Below are 19929 nucleotides of genomic sequence, written 5' to 3'. Positions count from 1 at the left end.
GCGCTACGCGCTTGGCCGGGATGACAGCATTGAAGCCTAAGCCGCCAGGCGCTCCAGCGCCCGCAGCATCGAGCCCATGGCCTCGTGCACCGGCTTACCGTCGCGTTCGTAGCGGCCGGTCTCGAAGATCTGGACCAGGTCCGAACGGGCGCGGCTGACGCGGCTCTTCACCGTGCCGACGGCGACGCCGATGATCTCGGCCGCCTCTTCATACGAGAAGCCGCCGGCGCCGATCAGGATCAGGGCCTCGCGCTGGTTCTCGGGCAACATCAGCATCGCCTGGCGCAGGTCGTCCAGGGCGAGGGCGCCGTCGAAATTGGTGTTGGCCACCAGGGTGCGTTCGGCGGTTTCCTGGTCCAGGCCGACCGAGCGCCAGCTGCGGCGCTTGTCCGAATAGAACTGGTTGCGCAGGATCATGAAGGTCCAGGCCTTCATGTTGGTGCCCATGGCGAAGCTGTTGCGGCTGGCCCAGGCCTTGGCCACGGCTTCCTGCGCCAGGTCGTCGGCGGCGGTGGCGTCGCCGCACAGCGAACGGGCGAAGGCGCGCAGATGCGGAATCAGCGCGACCAGGTCGCGCTCGAAGGTCTTTTGGTCCTGATGGTCCATGACGGTCCCCGCTTGAAAATACTCAAGTTATCAAACGGGGCCGGAGGGCTTTGGTTGCGCCGGAGAACGGCGTTCTTTCGGGTGGCGGAGAGCGCGGCGGCGTCGATCGTCACCCGCTCGACCCTCTCGACGTTCATCGGAGGCGCCTCCCGACCCCCGCCACCAAACAGTTCGGGCCAAGGCTTTGAGCGCGAAAAACGCAAGCTAAACTTATAGTTGGTGGAAATCGATGTCGTCCAGAAGCGGTTCACGAGGAGCCTGGAACTTCGGGTTGCAGGGTTTACCCTAATTTAAACTTGGGCGTTGCATCTAATATTTCAGGTATAGATTCGTTCCTCCAGCGATCTGTATTTGAGTTGGGGGCGAGTATGTGGGGCGAGTTCGGGCGTTCAGTTGATCTGTCTTCGGATAATGCCACAACGCGCGAATGCGCGGCCGGGTGAGGGGAAAGCTGATGACTTACGAAACCATCGAGGCCCCGACCTTTGACCTGCTGCCCGAGACCGTGGTGCTCGGCGCGCCGCCCAGCCGCATCGTGGTCACCGATTACGACCTGGATGGCGAAGTCACCCTGATCGGCCTGCGCGCCGACAAGGTGCACGAGGTGACCTCAATCGCCCACGACACCACTGAAGAGACGCCGCGCGTCGGCATGCGCTGGCGCCAGGACTTCATCCGCCGCCTGGCGCGGCGCGCAGGCGACCTGATCGTCATCCCCGATCTCGACCAGATCTTCGCCGCGCGCGGTCAATCGACCGCGACCATTACGCCCATCACCTCGCTTCAATCCTAATCTGGCTGGAACCTTGAACATGCGTTTCACGATCAAATTCAAGCTCGTCGCGGCCTTCGGGCTCATGGTCCTCCTGCTGGCCGGCACGGCGGGCTTTGGCGTCTACAGTCTCGGCAGCCTCAACGACGCCATCTCCAACCTGATCGCCGGCCCGGCGAAAAAGCTGGAATACGCGCAGGAGGCCAATGTCCAGGTTCTCATGGCCCTGCGCGCTCAGAAGGGCATGATGGTGGCGACCGACACGGTCGATTTGGACCGGTACGAGAAGAACGGCGACGCGGCGCGGGCGGGTCTTTTCAAGCTTATCGAAGACGCTTCGGCCATTTCGACCGACAAGGGCAAGGCGGACTGGGCCAAGACGCAAGAAGCCCTCAATCAGTTCATCCGCTACGACGATCAAGTCCGCGATCTGGCGCGCGCCGGAAAACAGTCTGAGGCGATCGCCCTGTCCAAGGGCTTTGGCGGAAAGAGCGCCGACGCTCTCGTGGCGCAACTCGAAGATGTCGTCGAGCGCCAGCGGGTCGGCATGGCCAAGGCCGACCAGGAGACTGACGAACAATACGCAAGCACTCGCAGCATGATCATGCTTATGACCGCAGTCGCCCTCATCATCGCCGTGGGCTCGGCCCTGTGGATCGCGCTCGGCATCAGCAAGGGCCTGAGCCAGCTGAAGACGGTCGCCAACGCCGTGGCCATCGGCGACCTGGACCAGCGCGTCGCGATCAACTCCAACGACGAAATCAAGGACTTGGTCGATACCTTCAACGGCATGACCGACAATCTGAAGGCTACCGCGGCGCTTGCCGACCAGGTCTCCGCTGGCGACCTCTCGGTCGAGATCAAGCCGCTGTCGGACAAGGATACGCTGGGTCTTTCCCTGCGCGCCATGGTCGCCAATCTCCGCGACACCGCGGCGCTTGCCGACCAGGTCGCCAATGGCGACCTGACCGTCCAACCCAAGCCGCTGTCGAACAGGGACACCCTGGGCCTGGCCCTGGAGCGGATGGTCGAGCGCCTGCGCGGCGTGGTCGCTGACGCTATCGCCGCCTCCGAGAACGTCTCGGCCGGCAGCCAGGAGCTGTCGGTGACCTCGGAGCAGATGAGCCAGGGCGCCACCGAGCAGGCCACGGCCGCCGAACAGGCCTCGGCCTCGATGGAAGAGATGTCGGCCAACATCAAGCAGAACGCTGACAACGCCACCCAGACCGAGAAGATCGCCCGCCAATCGGCGATCGACGCAGAGACTTCGGGCATGGCTGTCAACAAGGCCGTCGACGCCATGCAGACCATCGCCGAGAAGATCACGATCGTTCAGGAGATCGCCCGCCAGACCGACCTGCTGGCCCTGAACGCCGCCGTCGAGGCCGCCCGCGCTGGCGAACATGGCCGTGGCTTCGCGGTCGTGGCTTCGGAGGTGCGCAAGCTGGCCGAGCGCTCGCAAATCGCCGCGTCCGAGATCAGCGCCGTGTCGTCCGACACCGTCAAGGCCGCCCAGTCGGCCGGCGAGATGCTGACCAGCCTGGTGCCGAACATCCGCAAGACGGCCGAACTGGTCGCCGAGATCAGCGCCGCCTGCCGCGAGCAGGACGTCGGCTCCTCGCAGATCAACGAGGCCATCCAGCAACTCGACAAGGTCACCCAGCAGAACGCCAGCGCCTCGGAAGAGATGTCGGCCACCTCCGAGGAACTGGCCGCCCAGTCCGAGGAACTGCAGGCCTCGATCGCGTACTTCCGGATCAACACCAATGGCGCGGCCGTGCGCCAACCGGCGCCGCGGTCCGCCGCCAAGCGGCCCCCGGCGGCAACCGTCCGCAAGTCCGCCGCCTCATCGGCTCCGCGTCAGTCGGTGGCCGCTCAGCAGACCCGCGCGAAGGGTTTCGCGCTTGATCTCACCCACGGCGGTCCTGATGTCGACGACGCCGATTTCCGCGAATACGCCTGACGGCGGCATGACCTGAAAGTGAGCTCATCGCCCAGGGGCTGGGCGATGAGCGTTCGCGGTCTCGGTCGCGGCCGGGCTGATTGGGATATCGCGCCCTCACCCCTTCCTGAAAAACCCATGGATCCGCTCGGCCAGCGCCAAGCTGACGCCCTCCACCTTGACCAGATCCTCCACGCTCGCCCGGCCAACCCCCTTCGCTGACCCGAACGCGTGCAGCAGGGCCTTCTTGCGCCCAGGTCCCACGCCTTCGATCTCGTCCAGGGGGTTCTTCTTCAGGTCCATGCTGCGGCGGGTGCGGTGGGCGCCGATGGCGAAGCGGTGGGCTTCGTCGCGGAGGCGCTGCAGGTAGTAGAGCACCGGCGACTTGGGCTCGAGCATGAACGGGGTCTGGCCGGGGATGAAGAAGCGCTCCAGCCCCGCGTCGCGGTCGGGACCCTTGGCCACCCCGACCACGGCGATGTCGTCGACGCCCAGGTCGGCCATGATCTCCAGGGCCGCGTCCAGCTGGCCCTTGCCGCCGTCGACCAGGACGAGGTCGGGGCGGTTGTCGCTGTCGCCTTCTTCCTCCTCCTTGACCAGGCGGGCGAAGCGGCGCTTCAGCACCTCCTTCATCATGCCGTAGTCGTCGCCGGGGGTGAGCTCGGTGCTCTTGATGTTGAACTTGCGGTACTGGCCCTTCATGAAGCCTTCGGGCCCCGCCACGATCATGCCGCCGACGGCGTTGGTGCCCTGGATGTGGCTGTTGTCATAGACCTCGATCCGCTCTGGCGGGGCGTCCAGCTTGAAGGCCTCGGCGACGCCGGCCAGCAGCTTGGTCTGGGCCGAGCCTTCGGCCATCTTCCGGCCCAGCGCCTCGCGGGCGTTGGTCAGGGCGTGCTGAACGAGGTCGGCCTTCTCGCCGCGCTTGGGGGTGGCGATCTCGACCTTGCGGCCGCTCTTCAGGGCGAAGGCCTCGGCCAGCAGCTCGGCCTCGGCCGGCTGCAGGTTGGCCAGAATCAGGCGCGGGATCGGCTTGTCGTCGTAGAACTGGCCGAGGAAGGCGGTGAGGATGCGCTGCTCCTCGGTGGTGGTCTCGCCCCTCTCGTCCACGCCCTCTTCGACATTGCCGGTGACGCGCGGGAAATAGGCGCGGTTGCCCCAGTTCTGGCCGGCCCGGAAGAAGAACACCTGCACGCAGGCCTGGCCGCCCTCGACGTGCAGGGCGACGACGTCGGCCTCGTCCACGGTCTCGGGGTTGATCTGGGTTTCCTGGGCGACGCTGGAGAGGGCGCGGATGCGATCGCGCAGGCGGGCGGCGCGCTCGAACTCCAGGTCCTCGGCGGCGGCCTCCATTTCCTTGGCCATGGTCGCCATGACCGCGCGGGACTTGCCCCGCAGGAAGGCCTCGGCCTGGTCGACCAGGCCCTGGTAGTCTTCCTTGCCGATCAGGCCGGTGCAGGGGGCGGCGCAGCGCTTGATCTGGTGCAGCATGCAGGGGCGGTCGCGGCTCTCGTAGACGCTGTCGCTGCACGAGCGGAGCAGGAAGGCCTTCTGCAGGGTGTTCAGCGTGCGGTTCACCGCCCAGGCGCTGGCGAACGGTCCGAAATAGTCGCCCTTGATCGTGTGGGCGCCGCGGTGCTTGCGCAGCTGCGGGGCGTCGTGGTCGCGGCGGATGACGATCTCGGGGAAGCTCTTGTCATCGCGCAGCAGCACGTTGAAGCGGGGCTTCAGCTGTTTGATCAGGTTGATCTCGAGCAGCAGGGCGTCGGCTTCGGTGCGGGTGGTGATGAACTCCATCGACCGCGTGGCGTCGACCATGTTGGCGATGCGGTTGGTGTGGAAGCGGCCCTGGGCGTACTGGACGACGCGCTTCTTCAGGCTCTTGGCCTTGCCGACATAGAGCACTTCGTCGGCCTCGCCGATCATCCGGTAGACACCGGGCGCATCGGGCAGGCGCGTGACCTCGTCCTTGATCAGGGCGGCGCCGGACAGGCGGGGAGAGGCGGGGGTGTCGGTCGTCGTATCGGTCACGGGGGAGATATAGGCGAGTCCGGCGCGTTCAGCGACGTTCGAGGCTGTGTCGGATGCGCGCGATCGTCACGCGGTCGCCGCGCACGCGGTATTGGATAACGTACTGGTTCGAATGGAAGGCGACGTAGAGCTCACGATAGACGCCATCGCGGCTTATCGGCGTGCGCTCGGGGTAGTCGACAAGGGTGTCCACGGCGCCGCCAAGCGCATTGCTGAGCTCGAGGGCGTAGCGAGCGCCCCGCGCTAACAGCCACGATCGCAGATGACCGACATCGGCCATGGCCGCCGACGTGACGACGACCCGATACATGACTTAGCGGCGCTGGCCGAGATTGCGCAGGCGCTCTCGGAAGACCTCGAACGGTATGCCGCCCGTGCGCTCGGCCTCGTCGCAGATCCGCTCGATATAGTCGGAATAGGCTTTGGAATTCTGGTCGAGGTCGTCTTCGGGCGGGCGGGGCGGCAAACGGCTGTCCCATCGGGTTTCGCTCTCCGCGAGGCCTGGCGGGTCGACGTCGCGCCGCAGGATATCGTGCGCGTACGCCTCCACGCTCAGCCCTGCCGCCTCGGCGCGAATCCGCAGGCGCTCGGCAAGCGTCGCGTCGAGGGTCAGGATCAGGTCGTCGTCGGCCATGTTCCGACTATGTTCCGCCCAGGGGGCGGCGTCAATCACGCCGGGAAGGTGGCCGTCACGGTGTAGGTGCCGTCGGCGGCCTTGAAGGTTTCCACCCTGAGCGCGCCCGACGCCCAGAGGATGCCAATCAAGGTCGGGCGACGGCTTTCGGCGACGCCTTCATAGACGTCCTGGGTGACCTTCGTGCTGTGGCTGGGCGTCTCGGCCATGGGATCCCTCCTAGTTGACGGCCTGGTTCCTGCCCTTCAGGCAGCCGATGATCTCGACGCGCTCCTCACGGGTTCCCGCCTCAAGCACGTGGGCCACCTCGCGGCGCTTGTCGTTCTGGCTCGCCATCTTGCGGGCCGACGGCGAGCAGTCGGCGACGAGATCGAGGCGGGTCGCGAAGTTGTCCGTGCCGACCGCCAGATAGGTGTTGATCTTGTCGGAGGTGTCGTCGGCGGTGGACTTGTATCGGTTGATCCGGGTGATCTCCTCGACGGCCGCCTGGTTCTTGACGCCGGCGTCGTTGGCGACCTGGGTCAGGGCGCCGTTCAAGGTGCCGACCGCGTAGTAGGCTTTCAGGTCCGACAGCGCCGCGTCCAGGGAATAGTCCGCGTCCGTCCGGGTCTTGCCCTGAACGATGCGCGCCAGGACCACGTTGCGCGAAGCGTCCATCTGGCTGATGAGCACCGGCAGCGTCTTGCTGAGGAACAGTTCCTTGTCGACGCTGCCGCGCAGGCCCAGGACGAGGCTGGCATAGGTCGTCAGGTGGGTCTTGGTGCGCGCGCTCTTGGCCAGGGTGGCCGCCGCCGCGAGGCCGGACGTCGCCAAATCGGACCCGACGGCGAAGGTCTTCTGGTCACTCGAGAGGCCCTGGGCGAACGCGCCGTAGCTGGTGTCGATCGCCGCCAGGCAGCTGTCGATGAAGGCGTTTCGCGCCGCGCCGCGCTTGGCGTCGATGGTTTCCTTGTCGTAGGCGGTTCGGCTCGGCGCCGCGCCCTTGGCGGTTACCGGACAGGCCGAGACCGCGGCCGCCGCGATCGTCGTGTCAGGCGAACCCTTGAACCCTCCGGCGCAGCCTCCAAGGCTGGCGGCCACCGCCAGGATCATTGTCCGAACAGCGATAGAACGCATCCTCCGCCCCTTTTGGAAGAACGCCGATATGCCACCCTGACACTAGTCTCATTTTTGAACAACTAGAAAGTGTCTTTGACATCTCCGAGCCCGGTGGACTACGCCGCGCTCCATGACCACGCGCCCGCTCTTCGTCACGCCGCTCTATGAAGCCAGTCTCGCCGGCGAGAAGGACGCCGAGGCGTTCCTCGACGAGCTGCACGACGCCTGCATCGCCATCGCCGAGGACGACGAGGCCGGCCAGGCCTGGGCCTATAACAAGGGCTATCTGGGCTACACGTCCTACGCCTCGCTGAACGACCTGCCGCAGCGCGACAGCCTGTTCGAGACGCTGAAGAAGAAGCTGGACAGGCACGCGGCGGCCTTCGCCAAGGACCTGGCCTTCGACCTGTCCGGCGGCAAGCTGGTCATGGACAGCCTGTGGATCAACATCCTGGAGCCGGGCGGCTCGCACAGCGGCCATATCCACCCGCACAGCGTCATCTCCGGCACGATCTACATCACCATCCCGCCGGGCGCCTCGGCCCTGAAGTTCGAGGATCCGCGCCTGCCGATGATGATGGCCGCCCCGACCCGCGCCGACGACGCGCCCGAGACCCTGCGGCCGTTCATCTACGTCAAGCCGTCGACCGGCACGGTGCTGATGTGGGAGAGCTGGCTGCGCCACGAGGTGACCACCAACCAGGCCGACGAGCAGCGGATCAGCGTCAGCTTCAACTACGCCTGGCGGTAGGGGACGAAACTTGGCCGGGGCGCGAAGGGTTAGGCTGGGGAAGGAGACCCCATGTCCCACTCGACCCCCGATCCCGCCGGCCCCAATCACTCGGGCGAAGCGATCGCCATCCAGAAGGTCCAGCCGTTCGGACCCGGTGACGGGATCGTCCTGACGACCGCCTCGCTGGACCCCGACGGCCACCTCGAGGACCGTCACTCGGCCTATCACGAGAACCGCTCGCCGCCGCTGGTCTGGACGCCGGTCGAGAACGCCGCGGCCTACGCGATCGTGGTCGAGGACCCGGACGCCCCGCGCGAGCGGCCGTTCGTCCACTGGCTGATCTGGAACATCCCCGGCGAGGCCACCAGCCTGCCCGAGGGTCTGGCGAACGACCCGACCCTGGGCCTGATCGGCGGGGCCATGCAGGGCGTCAACGACAACGGGACGGTCGGCTGGTTCGGGCCGCGCCCGCCGCCGGGCCACAGCCTGCACCGCTACCACTTCCAGATCTTCGCCCTGGCCGAGCGCCTGACCTTCGGACCGAAAGTCCCGCTGGACACCCTGGTCAGCGCCCTGAAAGGCGACACCCTGGCCGACGGCGTGATGGCGGCGACCTATGAGGCGCCGGAGCCGCGGTAAGGCCTACGGCCCGCATGTCCAGGTCCCGACGAACACCCGCTTGGCGCCGTCGGCGCGGTCGTAGGTCAGGGTGGCCGGGTAGGGCGGGGACTCGCCGCCGCCAGTCGCCGGACCGGTGATGGCGATGGTCACCGTCTTGCCCTGCCCGCTTAAGGCCGTACCGTTGACCATGGCGTCGTAGCCGCCCGGCGCGACGACCTGCTCGACGGAGTCCAGCACCTTGACCAGGCCGAAGCCGGGCTCCTTGACGCCCGAGAAGCCCGAGGCGACCAGCAGCAGGGCGCCGGCCTTGTCGCGGAAATGGCAGCTCAGCTCGCCCTTCAGCGGATGGGCCTGCTGGTCGGCGAGGGTGAGGTCCGACAGCTGGATCTGGGAACCGTCCCCGCCGATGGTCCCACCTTCCGCGGGGACGGGGACGGGGGCGGCGGCCACGGGGGCCGGGACGGCGGGCGTCACCGCCGGCGTGCGGGTCTCGTCGCCCACGGCCGGGGGCGGCGTGGCGGCGGGCTGGTCCTCGGTCTTCTGCTGCGAGCAGGCGGTCAGGACCAGGGCGGCCAATCCTAGGGTCGCGAAACGATATCCGGTCATGGTGGACGTTCTCCCGTTGTGGGGAGACCCTAGACGGCCGCAGGCTCGGTCGCCAGCGCGCTCGCCTTCCAGCCCTTCTCCAGGCTCCAGGCGGCGATGGCCAGCCACAGCAGGCCCAGGAACGCGTGGCCGCGCTGCCAGTAGCCGACGTCGTAGCCGGTGCGGACGTTCCAGACCCCGGTCAGCAGGGCGAAGACCAGCAGCAGGCCGAAGAACCAGCCCAGCGAGAACTGGGCCAGCCGCCGATGGCCCGGCTTGCCCCACAGGGCCCAGGCGGTGAACAGCGGCGCGAACTGCATGGCCAGGCCGACGCCGCAGGCGCGGTGCATGGGGTCGGGCCAGTGGAACACCCCGGCGAAGAAGGCGCCCAGGCCCGTCAGCGCCACGAACAGGCCCGCGAAGGCCGAGACCCGCCGCCGGCCGCCGGCGTGCTCCAGGGCGTGGGTGAAGCCGGCGCCGGCCAGCAGGCCCGCGATACCAGCGATCATCATGCCGTAGTTGAAGATCTCGGGCAGAGGCGCCTTGGGGCCGCCCAGCTCGCTGATGAACTGGGCACCGGCGTCGAAGCCCGGGAACAGTCGCTGGGCCAGCGCGACGTCGGCCACCATGATGGCCGGCGCGATCACGCCGATCTTCAGGAAGGCGCCGGTGCGGGCGGTCACGGTGCGAGGAAATCCAGGTCGAAACGAAGGAGGGCGGCAGAATCCCTTCCGCCGCCCTCCGGGTCAATTCCAAAATCCCGTTCTTCCTGGCGAAAGCCGGGATCCAGATCTCGCGCCGCTGGGGCTGATTGGAAGGGCTCTGAACGTCTAGAGCCCACCCTCAGCGCTTTTCCATCTGGGCCCCGGCTTTCGCCGGGGAGAACGGATATGGGGGTGTTACGATGTGGCGACCTACTTCGCCCCAAATCACTTGGCGGAAGACGGATGCCCCGCCGGCGCGAACGTGCCGCCGAAGAAGTCGCCCTTCTTCCAGACCGGGCGGGCCGGGATGTTGGCCAGCTCGCGGGCGATCTCGTAGTTCACCAGGGCGAACTTGGCGGCCGCCTGGTAGTCGATCGGCTGGTTCAGATCATCGCCCGGGTGGTGGTAATTGCCCTTCAGGAAGCCCTTGAAGGCCGCCTCGCCGCCGTTCTGGAAGCCGGTCATCAGGAACACCGACGGGATCCCCTGCTCGACGAAGCGGTAGTGGTCCGAGCGGGTGAACAGGCCCTCTTCCGGCATCGGATCGCCGGAAAGCGCGACGCCCACGCGGCCGGCGGCGTGCCTGACGGCCTCGCCGATGGTCGAGCGGTCGGCGCCGAACGCGATCACGTCGGTGAACGGGTACAGCAGCACCGGCATGTCCAGGTTCACGTCGGCGGCGATGTCGGTCTTCTTCACGGTCGGGTTGTTGGCGAAGTAGTCCGAGCCGACCAGGCCCTTTTCCTCGCCCGTGACGGCCAGCAGGATGATCGAGCGCTTCGGCTTGACCTTGCTGTTCTTGAAGCCGCGCGCGACCTCCAGCAGGGTGGCGATGCCCGAGGCGTTGTCGAGCGCGCCGTTGTTGATCTTGTCCTCGCCCGGCTTGGCGGTCTCGCGGACGCCGATGTGGTCAAGGTGCGCCGACAGGATGATCGTCTGGGCCTTCAGGGTCGGGTCCGAGCCCTCGATCAGGCCGACGACGTTGCTGCTCTCGCGCTTCTCGATCTCGGTCTTGACGTTGATGCTGGCCTTGGAGGTCAGGGCGAAGCCCTTGACGGCGCCGTCCGGCTTCTCGGACTCGGCCAGCACGTCGGCCAGGGCCACCGGGGCGCCGGCGAACAGCTTGGCCGCGCCGGCCTGGCTGATCGAGGCCAGGGCCGGGGCGCTGGGCGCGCGGATGGCGCCGACGTCGTTGGCGTCGCGCCAGATCACCCGCCAGCCGCGCATCATGCCGGCCCCGGCCGCGAACGGACGGCGCTTCTCGGCGCTGGGGCCCGACAGGGTGACGACGCCGATGGCGCCGCGTTTGGCGGCTTCCTGGCGCTTGGTGTTGGGGTTGCTGAAGTGGGCGCGTTCCTCGGTCTGCAGCGACGACGGGGCGCCGTTCAGCATGACGACGATCTTGCCCTTCACGTCCAGGCCCGCGTAGTCGTCGCGGCCCGTGGCCGGATTGACCAGGCCGTAGCCGACGAAGACCAGCGGCGCGTCGACCTTCAGGTCGGCGGACTGGGCCTGCGGGTTGGGCAGGTAGTCCTCGCCGTATTTCAGGGCGAGCGTCTGGCCGTCCGCGCCGGTCAGGCCGAACGCGCCCTCGCCGGCGCCGCGGAAGGCGATCAGCGGCACGTGCTGCTGGTAGGAGACGCCGGTCGCCGTCTTGTCGCCGGCCGGCTTGACGCCCAGCAGGGCGTATTGGGCGGCGACGTAGTTGGCGGCGATGTCATAGCCGCGCGTGCCGGTCTCGCGGCCTTCCATCAGGTCGTCGGCCAGGAAGGTCATGTGGGCCTTGATGGCCTCGGGCGAGGGAACGAAATCCGAGGCGGGCGCGGCCTTCTTGCCGGCCTTCTCGGCGATGGCGACGGGCTTGGCCGGTGTGGCCGCGAGAACCGGTTGCGCCACCATGAGCAGGGCGGCGCTGGCGAGCGCGACACGACGCGTGAACGACATTTCTACAGAGACTCCCGGGGAGCGGACCGCCCCCCGGCCCGCGAAGGGGCGAACCATGTCGGGACGATGACGGCTTGTCGATACGGCCGAGCCTGAACGTTTTGTAATGTTGGACAGGTTTTTGCGCGGAGACCGCCGTTGACGCCTGGCCCCCGCTGCTTGGCCGCGCGCCTTGCGAAAGCGGCGTTCGCGCACGGTTTGGTTGGCGAAAGATTCACCCTGTCGAGGTCGCCTGGAAAGGCCCCGCCGAAAGGTTAACCGCCGCTAAAAAAGATGACCAAGTCGTGAATTTTACCATTTTTGGTTGTAAGGTCTTAACCCAACCGGCCAGATAACCAAGGCGTAGAACGGAGACACCCCATGCAGGCTCTCTCAATCGCCGCCTCGGGCATGATGGCCGCCGCCGACCGGCTCAACGCTTCGGCCCAGCGGGTGGCGGCTTCGGACGCCCAGGCCGCCGAAAGTGTTGGGGAGGTCGACTACGTCAAGGAGCGCACCGACCAGATCGGCGCCGCGACCGACTTCAAGGCCAATGCGGCGGTGGTTCGCGTGGCCGACGAGATGAACAAGCGCCTGCTCGACCTCAAGGTCTGAGCACCGCGCCTTTACCAGTTCCCGCGTTAGGGCCTGTCTCCGCTCGGGGCGTCACCCGACCTGGACGCGCTCGCCCCGCCAGACGCCTGAAGTGCGCCCCCCTTGCCTAGGGTGTCTGGCCGCCGCCTCCCGCTTTGCCCCCTAGTCTTGCGGGAGGCGGCCCCCACCACAGCAAGAAGCCCGCGTCACCGAGTGACGCGGGCTTCCTTGGCTTTGTTCTCCTCCCCCTCTTGGGGGAGGGGGACCGCCGAACGGCGGTGGAGGGGGAGGAGCGAAGTCAGCGCCCAGGCGCCTACTTCGCCTTGTCCATCAGGCCGGCGAAGCGTTCGAACAGATAGAGGCTGTCGGTCGGGCCGGGCGAGGCTTCGGGGTGGTGTTGCACCGAGAAGACCGGCTTGTCGGCCAGCTGGATGCCGGCGTTGGTGCCGTCGAACAGCGAGACGTGGGTCTCCCGCACCGGGGCCGGCAGGCTCTCGCTGTCCACGGTGAAGCCGTGGTTCATCGAGACGATCTCGACCTTGCCGGTGGTCAGGTCCTTGACCGGGTGGTTGGCGCCATGGTGGCCCTGTTCCATCTTCACGGTCTTGGCGCCCAGGGCCAGGGCCAGCATCTGGTGGCCCAGGCAGATGCCGAACACCGGCTTGCCGCTTTGCACCAGCTTCTGGATTTCCGGCACCGCATAGGCGCCGGTCGCGGCCGGGTCGCCGGGGCCGTTGCTCAGCAGCACGCCGTCCGGGTTGCGGGCCAGGATGTCCTCGGCCGAGGTGTTGGCCGGCACCACCGTGGCGCGGGCGCCGACATGGGCCAGGGCCCGCAGGATGTTGCGCTTCACGCCATAGTCGATGACCACGACCTCGTACTTGGGCTTGTCCAGCTTGGCGTAGCCTTCCGGCCAGGACCACAGGCCCTCGTCCCAGGTGAAGGTCTGGGTGGTCGAGGCGTCCTTGGCCAGGTCCAGACCCTCCAGGCCGGCCCAGGCCTTGGCCTTGGCGACCAGGGCGTCCAGGTCGAACTTGCCGTCGGGCGAATGGGCGATGACGCCGTGCGGCATGCCGGTCTCGCGGATCTTGCGGGTCAGGGCGCGGGTGTCGATCCCGGCCAGGCCGATGACGCCGCGCGCCTTCATCCAGGCGTCGAAGTCGCTGTTGGCGCGCCAGTTGGCCTGCTCGGTCGGGATGTCGCGGAACAAAGCGCCGCGGGCGGCCGTCTCGGCCACGCCGGTGATCTGCTCGACGTCCTCGGCGTTGGTCCCGACATTGCCGATATGCGGGAAGGTGAAGGCGACGATCTGGGCCATGTAGGACGGGTCGGTCAGGATCTCCTGATAGCCCGTCATGGCGGTGTTGAAGCACACCTCGCCGACCGCGTCGCCGACCGCGCCGCAGCCCACGCCCTGCAGGATCGTGCCGTCGGCCAGGGCCAGAACGCCGGTAACGCCGGGGAGAAGGTCTTGGGACATTCTGTGGAGCGCTCCTGGACGCGTGCTGAGGGTGCCTATTGTCGCAAAAAGGCGGGCTGGGTGTAACCCCGGCCCAGCCCCGGCGAGCCGGGGCGTTCGCCTGCAAGAAAGCGGACGGGCTTTTGGCCCGTCCGCCGCGCAAACGGCGGGGTGTCTAGGGGGTATGGGGGAGGGGGTCAACCCCTGCTGATCACGCGGATTTCGCTTGGCGCCACATTACCGTGATCGGCGAACGCGCACCCTCGCGCGACGGGCTCAAAAGCCCTTATGGTACAAGGCTTCCAGGCTCGAAATACCTGAAGCACCAGACGAACACGGGAGGACGGCCCATGCTCGAACTGCGCCCCAATTGCGAGTGCTGCGACGCGGACCTGCCGCCGGCCAGCCCCGCGGCCCGAATCTGCACGTTCGAACACACCTTCTGCGCCGACTGCGCGGACATCCGGTTCGAAGAGATCTGCCCCGACTGCGGCGGCGGCCTGGTGGCCCGGCCGATCCGGCCCGACGCCCAGCTGCACCGTTATCCAGCCTCCCTGCGGCGGGTGAACAGGGGCCACCGGTATGGGCCGGCCGCGCGCCGCGAACCGGAGCGCCCGACGGGCTGGAACTAGGGCCTTTTCCGATCCAAGGGATCGGTGAACGGCTCCAGTTTCCTGTTTTCACGCACTTTTTGACGACGAACCGGCGTCCGCTTTCGTCGAGAAATGCTCTTGAGCGCCGACGCGCAGGCGCCATCGCGCCCGCGCGGCCGCCAACTCCTCCTAAACACGCCAGGATCGCGACCGGGTCTCCCTCGGCCGGCGCGCGAGCGTGGCCCTGGCGCCGCAGTTCCCGCGAAGCGTCCTAAGGGGCATGACAACGAGGTCAGACCACATTGACTTGATAGGACTTACCTCGTAACCGTGTCGAGTGTGACCGCTACCACCGCCAAGCGGAGCGTAATCGTCGGCCAACCGGGAAGGGGCGGCCGATCAGCCGTACGGCGACAACGAAACAAGTGCTCAGAGCACTGTAATGGGGAGAGAAACATGTCGTCTATTCGACACCACGGGTCCGTTCGTCGCCTGGCCTTGATCGGCGCGACCTGTCTGACCACTTTGGCGATTGCCCAGGCCACTTACGCTCAGACGACCGCTCCGGCGCCGGCCGCGGACACCGCCGTCGACGAGATCGTCGTCACCGGCTATCGCAAGAGCCTGGCGCAATCGACGGTCGCCAAGCGTGAGACCACCGGCTTCGCCGACGCCATCTTCGCCGAGGACATCGGCAAGTTCCCCGACTCCAACATCGCCGAGTCGTTCAACCGCATCCCCGGCATCACCATCACCCGCGACATCACGGGCGAGGGCACCAACGTCGCCATCCGCGGCCTGGGATCGAACTTCACCAACGTGACGCTGAACGGCGCCTCGATCGCCGTGGCGTCCTCGGGCGCCACCGACGCGCAGGGCACCGACCGTTCGGTCGACCTTTCGTTCTTCCCGACCGATCTCTTCACCAAGCTGACGGTCAACAAGAGCTATTCGGCCAGCCTGCTGGAAGGCGGCGCGGCGGGTAATATCGACATGCGCTCGGCGCGTCCGTTCGACCGTCCCGGCCAGCACCTGAGCATGAACGTCCAGGGCGTGAAGCCCGACGGCGCCAAGCTGGGCGGCAAGGGCTCGCTGATCGCCAGCAAGACCTGGGACAATTTCGGCGTCCTGTTCGGGGTTTCGGGCCAGCGCCTGCACACCGACACCCGCGGCTACGAGACCATCGGTTTCACCAACCCGAACCTGTCGGTGCCTAGCACCGATCCGGCCCGCCCAGTGCCCTATCCGCAATGTCTTTCGGGCACGAACTGTAACGCCACCGGCGGCGGTAACTGGACGATCCCGGGCACGGTGCCGGTGGGCGCCGGCGCGGGCCTGGTGGCGGGCACGGTCATCGACCAGGCCTATCTGCTGTCGTTGAATCCCGGCGCGACGATCCAGCAGATCGACAACGGCCTGCTGCCGCGCCTGGGCCGTCCGTCGGCCGAGTACGGCCGCCGCGACCGCCTCAACCTGGTCGGCAGCGTCGAGTGGCGTCCGAACGACGACATGAATTTCTATGTCGACGGCATGTACGGCTACAAGAACAACGACCTGATCCGCGAAGACATGATGTGGATCGTGCGCAACGGCGCGATCATTCCGACCAACACCAAGTACGACAAGACCGACTGCTCGGCCGGCTGCACGGTCACGCAGGGCACCTACGCCAACTCGCAGTTCTTCCTGGAATTCCGTCCCTATCTCGAGAAGACCGAGCTGTGGGGGATCAATCCGGGCGGCGAATGGCGCATCAACGACAAGCTGAAGGTCGAGGCCCAGGCCAACTACACCAAGAGCACGTTCCACCGCGAAAGCCCGACCTTCGGTCCGGTGACCGCGCTGGGCCTCGGCACGACGGTGGACTACACCTACAACCCGAACGGTCCGCCGACTATCAAGAGCAGCGTCGACCTGAACAACCCGGCCAACTTCGTCTGGGACGGCGGCCGGTTGAACATGCAGGACGAGAAGCGCTGGTATGAGACCAAGGGCGTCCGCGCGGCCGTCACCTGGGGCGACGAGAAGCTGAACCTGAAGTTCGGCGGCAACTATGACGACGTCTCGCGCACCATCCGCGGCTACGACAACACCACCCCGTGGCAGAACGCGACCTGCGGCAACAACCCCAGCATCAACCTGCCTTCGCCGAACGGCCAGCCGCCCTGCCAGGGCCTGAGCCAGCCGGGCGCCGCGCCGACCGGCTATCCCAGCTATCCCGGCTACGGCACGAACTACACCGCCGGCCAGACCGGAACGCTGACCTATGGCGGCTCGCTGATCCCGACCGCCAGCCTGGCCAGCTACCTCAAGCCCGGTCCGGCCGGCTTCGTCACGGTCGACTGGGACAAGGTCAAGCAGGCCACCAACTACGACCAGTTGCACGACGCCTCGCCGGAGACGGGCGGCTCCAACACCGGCGCCAGCGGCGGCTATATCAACGAGAAGAACAGCTCCGCCTATACCGAGCTGAACGGCGTCACCCAGGTGATGGACAGCGACCTGCGCTTCAATGTCGGCGTCCGCTATGTCCACACCAAGCAGACGATCGGGGGGCGCGTCTCGGTCGCGGACCCGCGGAATACGCCGCCTCCGCCGGTCCCGGGGCAACCCTCCCCCGGGCTGCCGGACGGCGCGCGCTATCCGAACATCGTCAACTTTGTCTATATCGAGAACACCTATTCGAAGTGGCTGCCGGCCGCGAACATCGCCTATGACGTCAGCGAGCACGCCGTGGCCCGCGTGGCGGTGTCGGAGACGATGACCCGTCCGGATCCCGCCGCCCAGCTGCCGGGCGTCAGCTTCGGCGCGCCGTCGGCCGACCAGGCCACCATCGGCAACTCGGCCCTGAAGCCGTACTTCTCGAAGAACATCGACCTGGGCTTCGAGTTCTATACCGGCCAGGAAGGCGTGATCGCCGTCAACGCGTTCCGCAAGTCGCTGACCGGCTTCACGACCAACAACGTCGTGACCCAGCCGTTCTCCGCCCTGGCTCAGTACGGCATCACCTTCGACACCTTGAACCCCACGCAACAAGACGCGATCAAGGCGCGCGGCGGTCCGACCGCGGCGCAGGTCCAGATCCAGTCGCAGATCAATGTGCCCAACAAGCTGACGATCAACGGCCTGGAATTCCAGTGGGTGCAGCCGCTCGACTTCCTGACCAGCCGGTTCGGCGTCGAGGGGCTGGGCGTCAACGCCAACGCCACCATCGTCGACCAGACCAGCGACGGCGCGGCGATCGCCTATGGCGTGGCCAAGTACACCTACAACCTGACGGGCTACTACGAGCACAACGGCGTCAGCCTGCGTCTCAGCCATGTGTTCCGGAAGGGCTCGCAGTCCAGCGGCGCCAACCAGAACGGCATCGGCTCGGCCGCCCTGTTCGCGGACGACTACAAGCAGACCGACTTCTCCTCGAGCTACGACCTGGAGAAAATCTTCGGCATGAGGAACGCGCCGCAGGTGACGTTCAACGTGACCAACATCACCAACGAGTCGCTGCGCTCGCACTTCCAGTACGACAACGCGACCTTCACCTACTACAAGCCCGGCCGCCAATACGTGGTCGGCCTGCGGATGAGCTTCTAAGGCTCCTCCGGCGCGGTTCCGTCCGTCGGTCCTTAACCTCGGATCGGCGGGCGGTCGCGCTCCGTCCAGCCTTCAAGCGTGGGCGATCCGCCTCCTCCCGCCCGCGCGGCCTCACGGCGCGTCCCGTTCCTGGGCGCGCCGATTTTTTTGGGAAAGCGCCGGAATGGACGGCGGCGCCGGACAACATGTCGCGGCGATCCATCCGTCCAAGATTCACGATCGTTAACCGGTCAGGGTGCAAGCTCCAGCGTGCAAGGAGCACCCGCCATGATCCCCACCGCCGCCCCGTTCAAGCTGCCCAGCCGCTCGGTCCTCAGCCTGACCGAGACCGTGCTGCACATGGCGCTTTCGGCGGCGATCCCGATCAGCGCGGTGGTCTTCGCGGTGCTCAGCTTCTAGAGCATTTTTCGACGAAGTGGATACCGGTTCGTCGTCAGAAAATGCGTCAAAACAAGAGCCTAGAGCAAGCCGCGCGCTCCGGGGCGCCTTCAGGGCTCGCCTCGGCCCCGCAGCCGCGACCAATGCTGGGTCGTGGCCTCGCCGGGTTGGTCCAGCGCCTCGTCCAGGTGGACCAGGATCCGCGCGGCGCCGAAGAACAGCAGCCAGACGACGGCGAAGAACCGCAAGAGATCGGCCTGATGCGGGGCGCGGGCGGCCCAGGCCAGGAGGCCTGTGAAGCCGCCGAGGCCGGCGACCAGCAGGATCATCAACAGGCGGCGGTGAGCCGGGGAGGGCATGTACATGGCGGGCTGTCCACTAGAGCCTGTCCGCTTCTGATGGAAACATCAGAAGCGGATAAACAGGCTCTATTTCAAACACTTAGAGCGTGGCTGGCGCCGAAACCGCGCACACTTTCGGCTGCCACGCTCTAACGCGCCTTTAGTACCCCCGCCCCGCATAAGCGCTCCACATGGGAGCGAGCCCTCCCGCGTAAGGGCCGTATAAAACTCAGCCGATCGGCGGCAGCCCGTCCATGATCGCCGTCAGGGCCAGGACGGTCTGGGCCTCCATGGCGCTGTGGCCGGCATTGGTCTTGACGTAGCTGGCCGGGGTCGCGCCCACCGACGCCATCGCCGCCACCAGCCGCGAGGCCTGGGTCAGCGGGCAGACCTGGTCGAAGCGGCCATGGACGATGTGGGTCGGGATGGCGGCGATCCTGTCGACATGGCCGACGATGTAGTCAGGCTCAAGGAACAGGCCGTTGGCGAAGAAGTGGGCCTCGATCTGGGCGAAGCACAGGGCGAAGTCAGCCTCGCCGAACTTCCCGGGATCGCTGTCCTTCGGGATCATGTTCGAGATCGTGCCTTCCCAGACCGACCAGGCCACGGCGGCGCGCAGCTGGCGGGCGCGGTCGGCGTCCGTCCTGGCCTCCATGTCGAAGATCGCCTTGTAGGCGGCCATCATGTCGCCGCGCTGCTCGGCCGGGATCTCCTCGACGAAGGCCTTCCACTCGTCGGGATAGGCGACATAGCTGCCCGGCTCGGTCAGGGCGTAGGGCGCCGCTTCGAAGGTCGCCGCATTGCCCTGGTACATGTAGAGCAGGTCCTCGCTCGCGCCGAGGAAGATGCCGCGCAGGATCAGCGAGGCGACCTTGTCCGGGTGACGGATGCCATAGACCAGGGCCAGGGTGCTGCCCCAGCTGCCGCCGAACACGTGCATCTTGCCGGTGATGCCGAGGGCGTCGCGGAGCTTGTTGATGTCGTCGACCAGATGGTCGGTGTCGTTACGGGTCAGGGCCACTCGCGGCCCATGGGTGGCGACCGTCGGCTCGCTTTTCCCGCAACCGCGCTGGTCGAACAGGATCACGCGGTAGCGCTTTGGATCGAAGAACCGCGACATCACCGGCGCGCACGCCCCGCCCGGACCGCCGTGCAGGAACATCACCGGCTCGCCGTCCGGATTGCCGTATTCTTCCCAATAGAGCCTGTGGTCCGGTCCCTGGTCCACCTGCAGCAGGCCCGAGCGGTTGGTCTGCGCCAGCGGATACTTCCACTCGGTGGTGACGGTGCTGACGGCCTGCAGTTTCGAGAAATCCATGGGGCT

The 19929-nt window shown here is 66.9% G+C and carries 19 protein-coding genes and 2 pseudogenes; 9 read left to right on the top strand and 12 right to left on the bottom strand.

Annotated features, from left to right (window positions below):
- Positions 1–36: 36 nt before the first annotated feature.
- The gene (locus tag AC1RJ9_RS20560) at positions 37–606 is read right to left on the bottom strand and encodes a sigma-70 family RNA polymerase sigma factor (protein WP_492839812.1); all 570 of its coding nucleotides are present in this window, start codon (positions 604–606) and stop codon (positions 37–39) included.
- A 454-nt stretch (positions 607–1060) separates the two neighbouring features.
- Here AC1RJ9_RS20560 and AC1RJ9_RS20555 point away from each other — a divergent pair, with 454 nt between their 5' ends.
- Complete coding sequence (locus AC1RJ9_RS20555) at positions 1061–1399, top strand: chemotaxis protein CheW (RefSeq protein WP_492839811.1); 339 nt, start codon at positions 1061–1063, stop codon at positions 1397–1399.
- 19 nt (positions 1400–1418) lie between these two features.
- The gene (locus AC1RJ9_RS20550; protein WP_492839810.1) at positions 1419–3341 is read left to right on the top strand and encodes a HAMP domain-containing methyl-accepting chemotaxis protein; all 1923 of its coding nucleotides are present in this window, start codon (positions 1419–1421) and stop codon (positions 3339–3341) included.
- Positions 3342–3437: 96 nt separating this feature from the next.
- On the opposite strand, the gene uvrC is transcribed toward AC1RJ9_RS20550, so the two are convergent.
- From uvrC to AC1RJ9_RS20525, 5 genes are read right to left on the bottom strand one after another with little or no spacing between them, the layout of a single operon-like run.
- A complete protein-coding gene (uvrC, locus tag AC1RJ9_RS20545; protein WP_492839825.1) occupies positions 3438–5360 on the bottom strand; it encodes an excinuclease ABC subunit UvrC in 1923 nt (640 codons plus the stop codon).
- A 19-nt stretch (positions 5361–5379) separates the two neighbouring features.
- The gene (locus AC1RJ9_RS20540; RefSeq protein ID WP_492839809.1) at positions 5380–5661 is read right to left on the bottom strand and encodes a type II toxin-antitoxin system RelE/ParE family toxin; all 282 of its coding nucleotides are present in this window, start codon (positions 5659–5661) and stop codon (positions 5380–5382) included.
- Positions 5662–5664: 3 nt separating this feature from the next.
- Positions 5665–5985 carry a hypothetical protein gene (locus AC1RJ9_RS20535; protein WP_492839808.1) on the bottom strand — a complete coding sequence of 107 codons (321 nt, stop codon included), beginning with the start codon at positions 5983–5985 and terminating at the stop codon, positions 5665–5667.
- A 35-nt stretch (positions 5986–6020) separates the two neighbouring features.
- Positions 6021–6194, bottom strand: a complete 174-nt coding sequence (locus AC1RJ9_RS20530) for a hypothetical protein (RefSeq protein WP_492839807.1) — start codon at positions 6192–6194, stop codon at positions 6021–6023.
- Between the two features lie 10 nt (positions 6195–6204).
- Positions 6205–7101: a hypothetical protein gene (locus tag AC1RJ9_RS20525; protein WP_492839806.1), complete on the bottom strand. Its 897-nt coding sequence runs from the start codon at positions 7099–7101 to the stop codon at positions 6205–6207.
- 112 nt (positions 7102–7213) lie between these two features.
- On the opposite strand from AC1RJ9_RS20525, the gene AC1RJ9_RS20520 reads away from it, so the two are divergent.
- Together AC1RJ9_RS20520 and AC1RJ9_RS20515 are read left to right on the top strand one after the other, a co-directional pair.
- Positions 7214–7834: a TIGR02466 family protein gene (locus AC1RJ9_RS20520; protein WP_492839805.1), complete on the top strand. Its 621-nt coding sequence runs from the start codon at positions 7214–7216 to the stop codon at positions 7832–7834.
- A gap of 51 nt (positions 7835–7885) precedes the next feature.
- Entirely contained in the window at positions 7886–8455 is a 570-nt protein-coding gene (locus AC1RJ9_RS20515) for a YbhB/YbcL family Raf kinase inhibitor-like protein (RefSeq protein WP_492839804.1), read from the top strand.
- A gap of 3 nt (positions 8456–8458) precedes the next feature.
- Here the strand turns inward: AC1RJ9_RS20515 and AC1RJ9_RS20510 are convergent, their stop codons facing one another.
- The 3 genes and pseudogenes from AC1RJ9_RS20510 to AC1RJ9_RS20500 all read right to left on the bottom strand — a co-directional run bounded on the left by AC1RJ9_RS20510 (position 8459) and on the right by AC1RJ9_RS20500 (position 11670).
- Positions 8459–9043, bottom strand: coding sequence for a hypothetical protein (locus tag AC1RJ9_RS20510; protein ID WP_492839803.1), 585 nt, complete (start codon positions 9041–9043; stop codon positions 8459–8461).
- A 29-nt stretch (positions 9044–9072) separates the two neighbouring features.
- Positions 9073–9772: pseudogene (locus AC1RJ9_RS20505) on the bottom strand (DUF998 domain-containing protein).
- Positions 9773–9951: 179 nt separating this feature from the next.
- Positions 9952–11670 (bottom strand): M20/M25/M40 family metallo-hydrolase, encoded by a 1719-nt coding sequence (locus AC1RJ9_RS20500; protein WP_492839802.1) that lies wholly within the window; start codon positions 11668–11670, stop codon positions 9952–9954.
- A 360-nt stretch (positions 11671–12030) separates the two neighbouring features.
- Between AC1RJ9_RS20500 and AC1RJ9_RS20495 the strand changes: the two genes are divergently transcribed.
- Together AC1RJ9_RS20495 and AC1RJ9_RS20490 are read left to right on the top strand one after the other, a co-directional pair.
- A complete protein-coding gene (locus AC1RJ9_RS20495) occupies positions 12031–12264 on the top strand; it encodes a flagellar hook protein FlgE (protein WP_492839801.1) in 234 nt (77 codons plus the stop codon).
- A 60-nt stretch (positions 12265–12324) separates the two neighbouring features.
- A pseudogene (locus AC1RJ9_RS20490) lies at positions 12325–12429 on the top strand (endonuclease domain-containing protein); the annotation flags it as partial.
- 127 nt (positions 12430–12556) lie between these two features.
- Here the strand turns inward: AC1RJ9_RS20490 and carA are convergent.
- Entirely contained in the window at positions 12557–13723 is a 1167-nt protein-coding gene (carA, locus tag AC1RJ9_RS20485; protein ID WP_492839800.1) for a glutamine-hydrolyzing carbamoyl-phosphate synthase small subunit, read from the bottom strand.
- 329 nt (positions 13724–14052) lie between these two features.
- On the opposite strand from carA, the gene AC1RJ9_RS20480 reads away from it, so the two are divergent.
- From AC1RJ9_RS20480 to AC1RJ9_RS20470, 3 genes are all read left to right on the top strand, one after another.
- Positions 14053–14334: a DUF1272 domain-containing protein gene (locus AC1RJ9_RS20480; RefSeq protein WP_492839799.1), complete on the top strand. Its 282-nt coding sequence runs from the start codon at positions 14053–14055 to the stop codon at positions 14332–14334.
- A gap of 417 nt (positions 14335–14751) precedes the next feature.
- Positions 14752–17886 carry a TonB-dependent receptor gene (locus tag AC1RJ9_RS20475; RefSeq protein WP_492839798.1) on the top strand — a complete coding sequence of 1045 codons (3135 nt, stop codon included), beginning with the start codon at positions 14752–14754 and terminating at the stop codon, positions 17884–17886.
- Positions 17887–18153: 267 nt separating this feature from the next.
- Entirely contained in the window at positions 18154–18285 is a 132-nt protein-coding gene (locus tag AC1RJ9_RS20470; RefSeq protein ID WP_492839797.1) for a hypothetical protein, read from the top strand.
- An 89-nt stretch (positions 18286–18374) separates the two neighbouring features.
- On the opposite strand, the gene AC1RJ9_RS20465 is transcribed toward AC1RJ9_RS20470, so the two are convergent.
- Both AC1RJ9_RS20465 and pip read right to left on the bottom strand, forming a co-directional pair.
- Positions 18375–18629, bottom strand: a complete 255-nt coding sequence (locus AC1RJ9_RS20465) for a hypothetical protein (protein ID WP_492839796.1) — start codon at positions 18627–18629, stop codon at positions 18375–18377.
- A gap of 205 nt (positions 18630–18834) precedes the next feature.
- Positions 18835–19923 carry a prolyl aminopeptidase gene (gene pip, locus AC1RJ9_RS20460; RefSeq protein ID WP_492839795.1) on the bottom strand — a complete coding sequence of 363 codons (1089 nt, stop codon included), beginning with the start codon at positions 19921–19923 and terminating at the stop codon, positions 18835–18837.
- Positions 19924–19929: the final 6 nt, after the last annotated feature.

The sequence above is a fragment of the Caulobacter sp. GW822-FHT07D08 genome, assembly GCF_058798735.1.
Note: the sequence above shows the minus strand (reverse complement) of the source record. Positions and strands in the feature narration are given on the sequence as shown.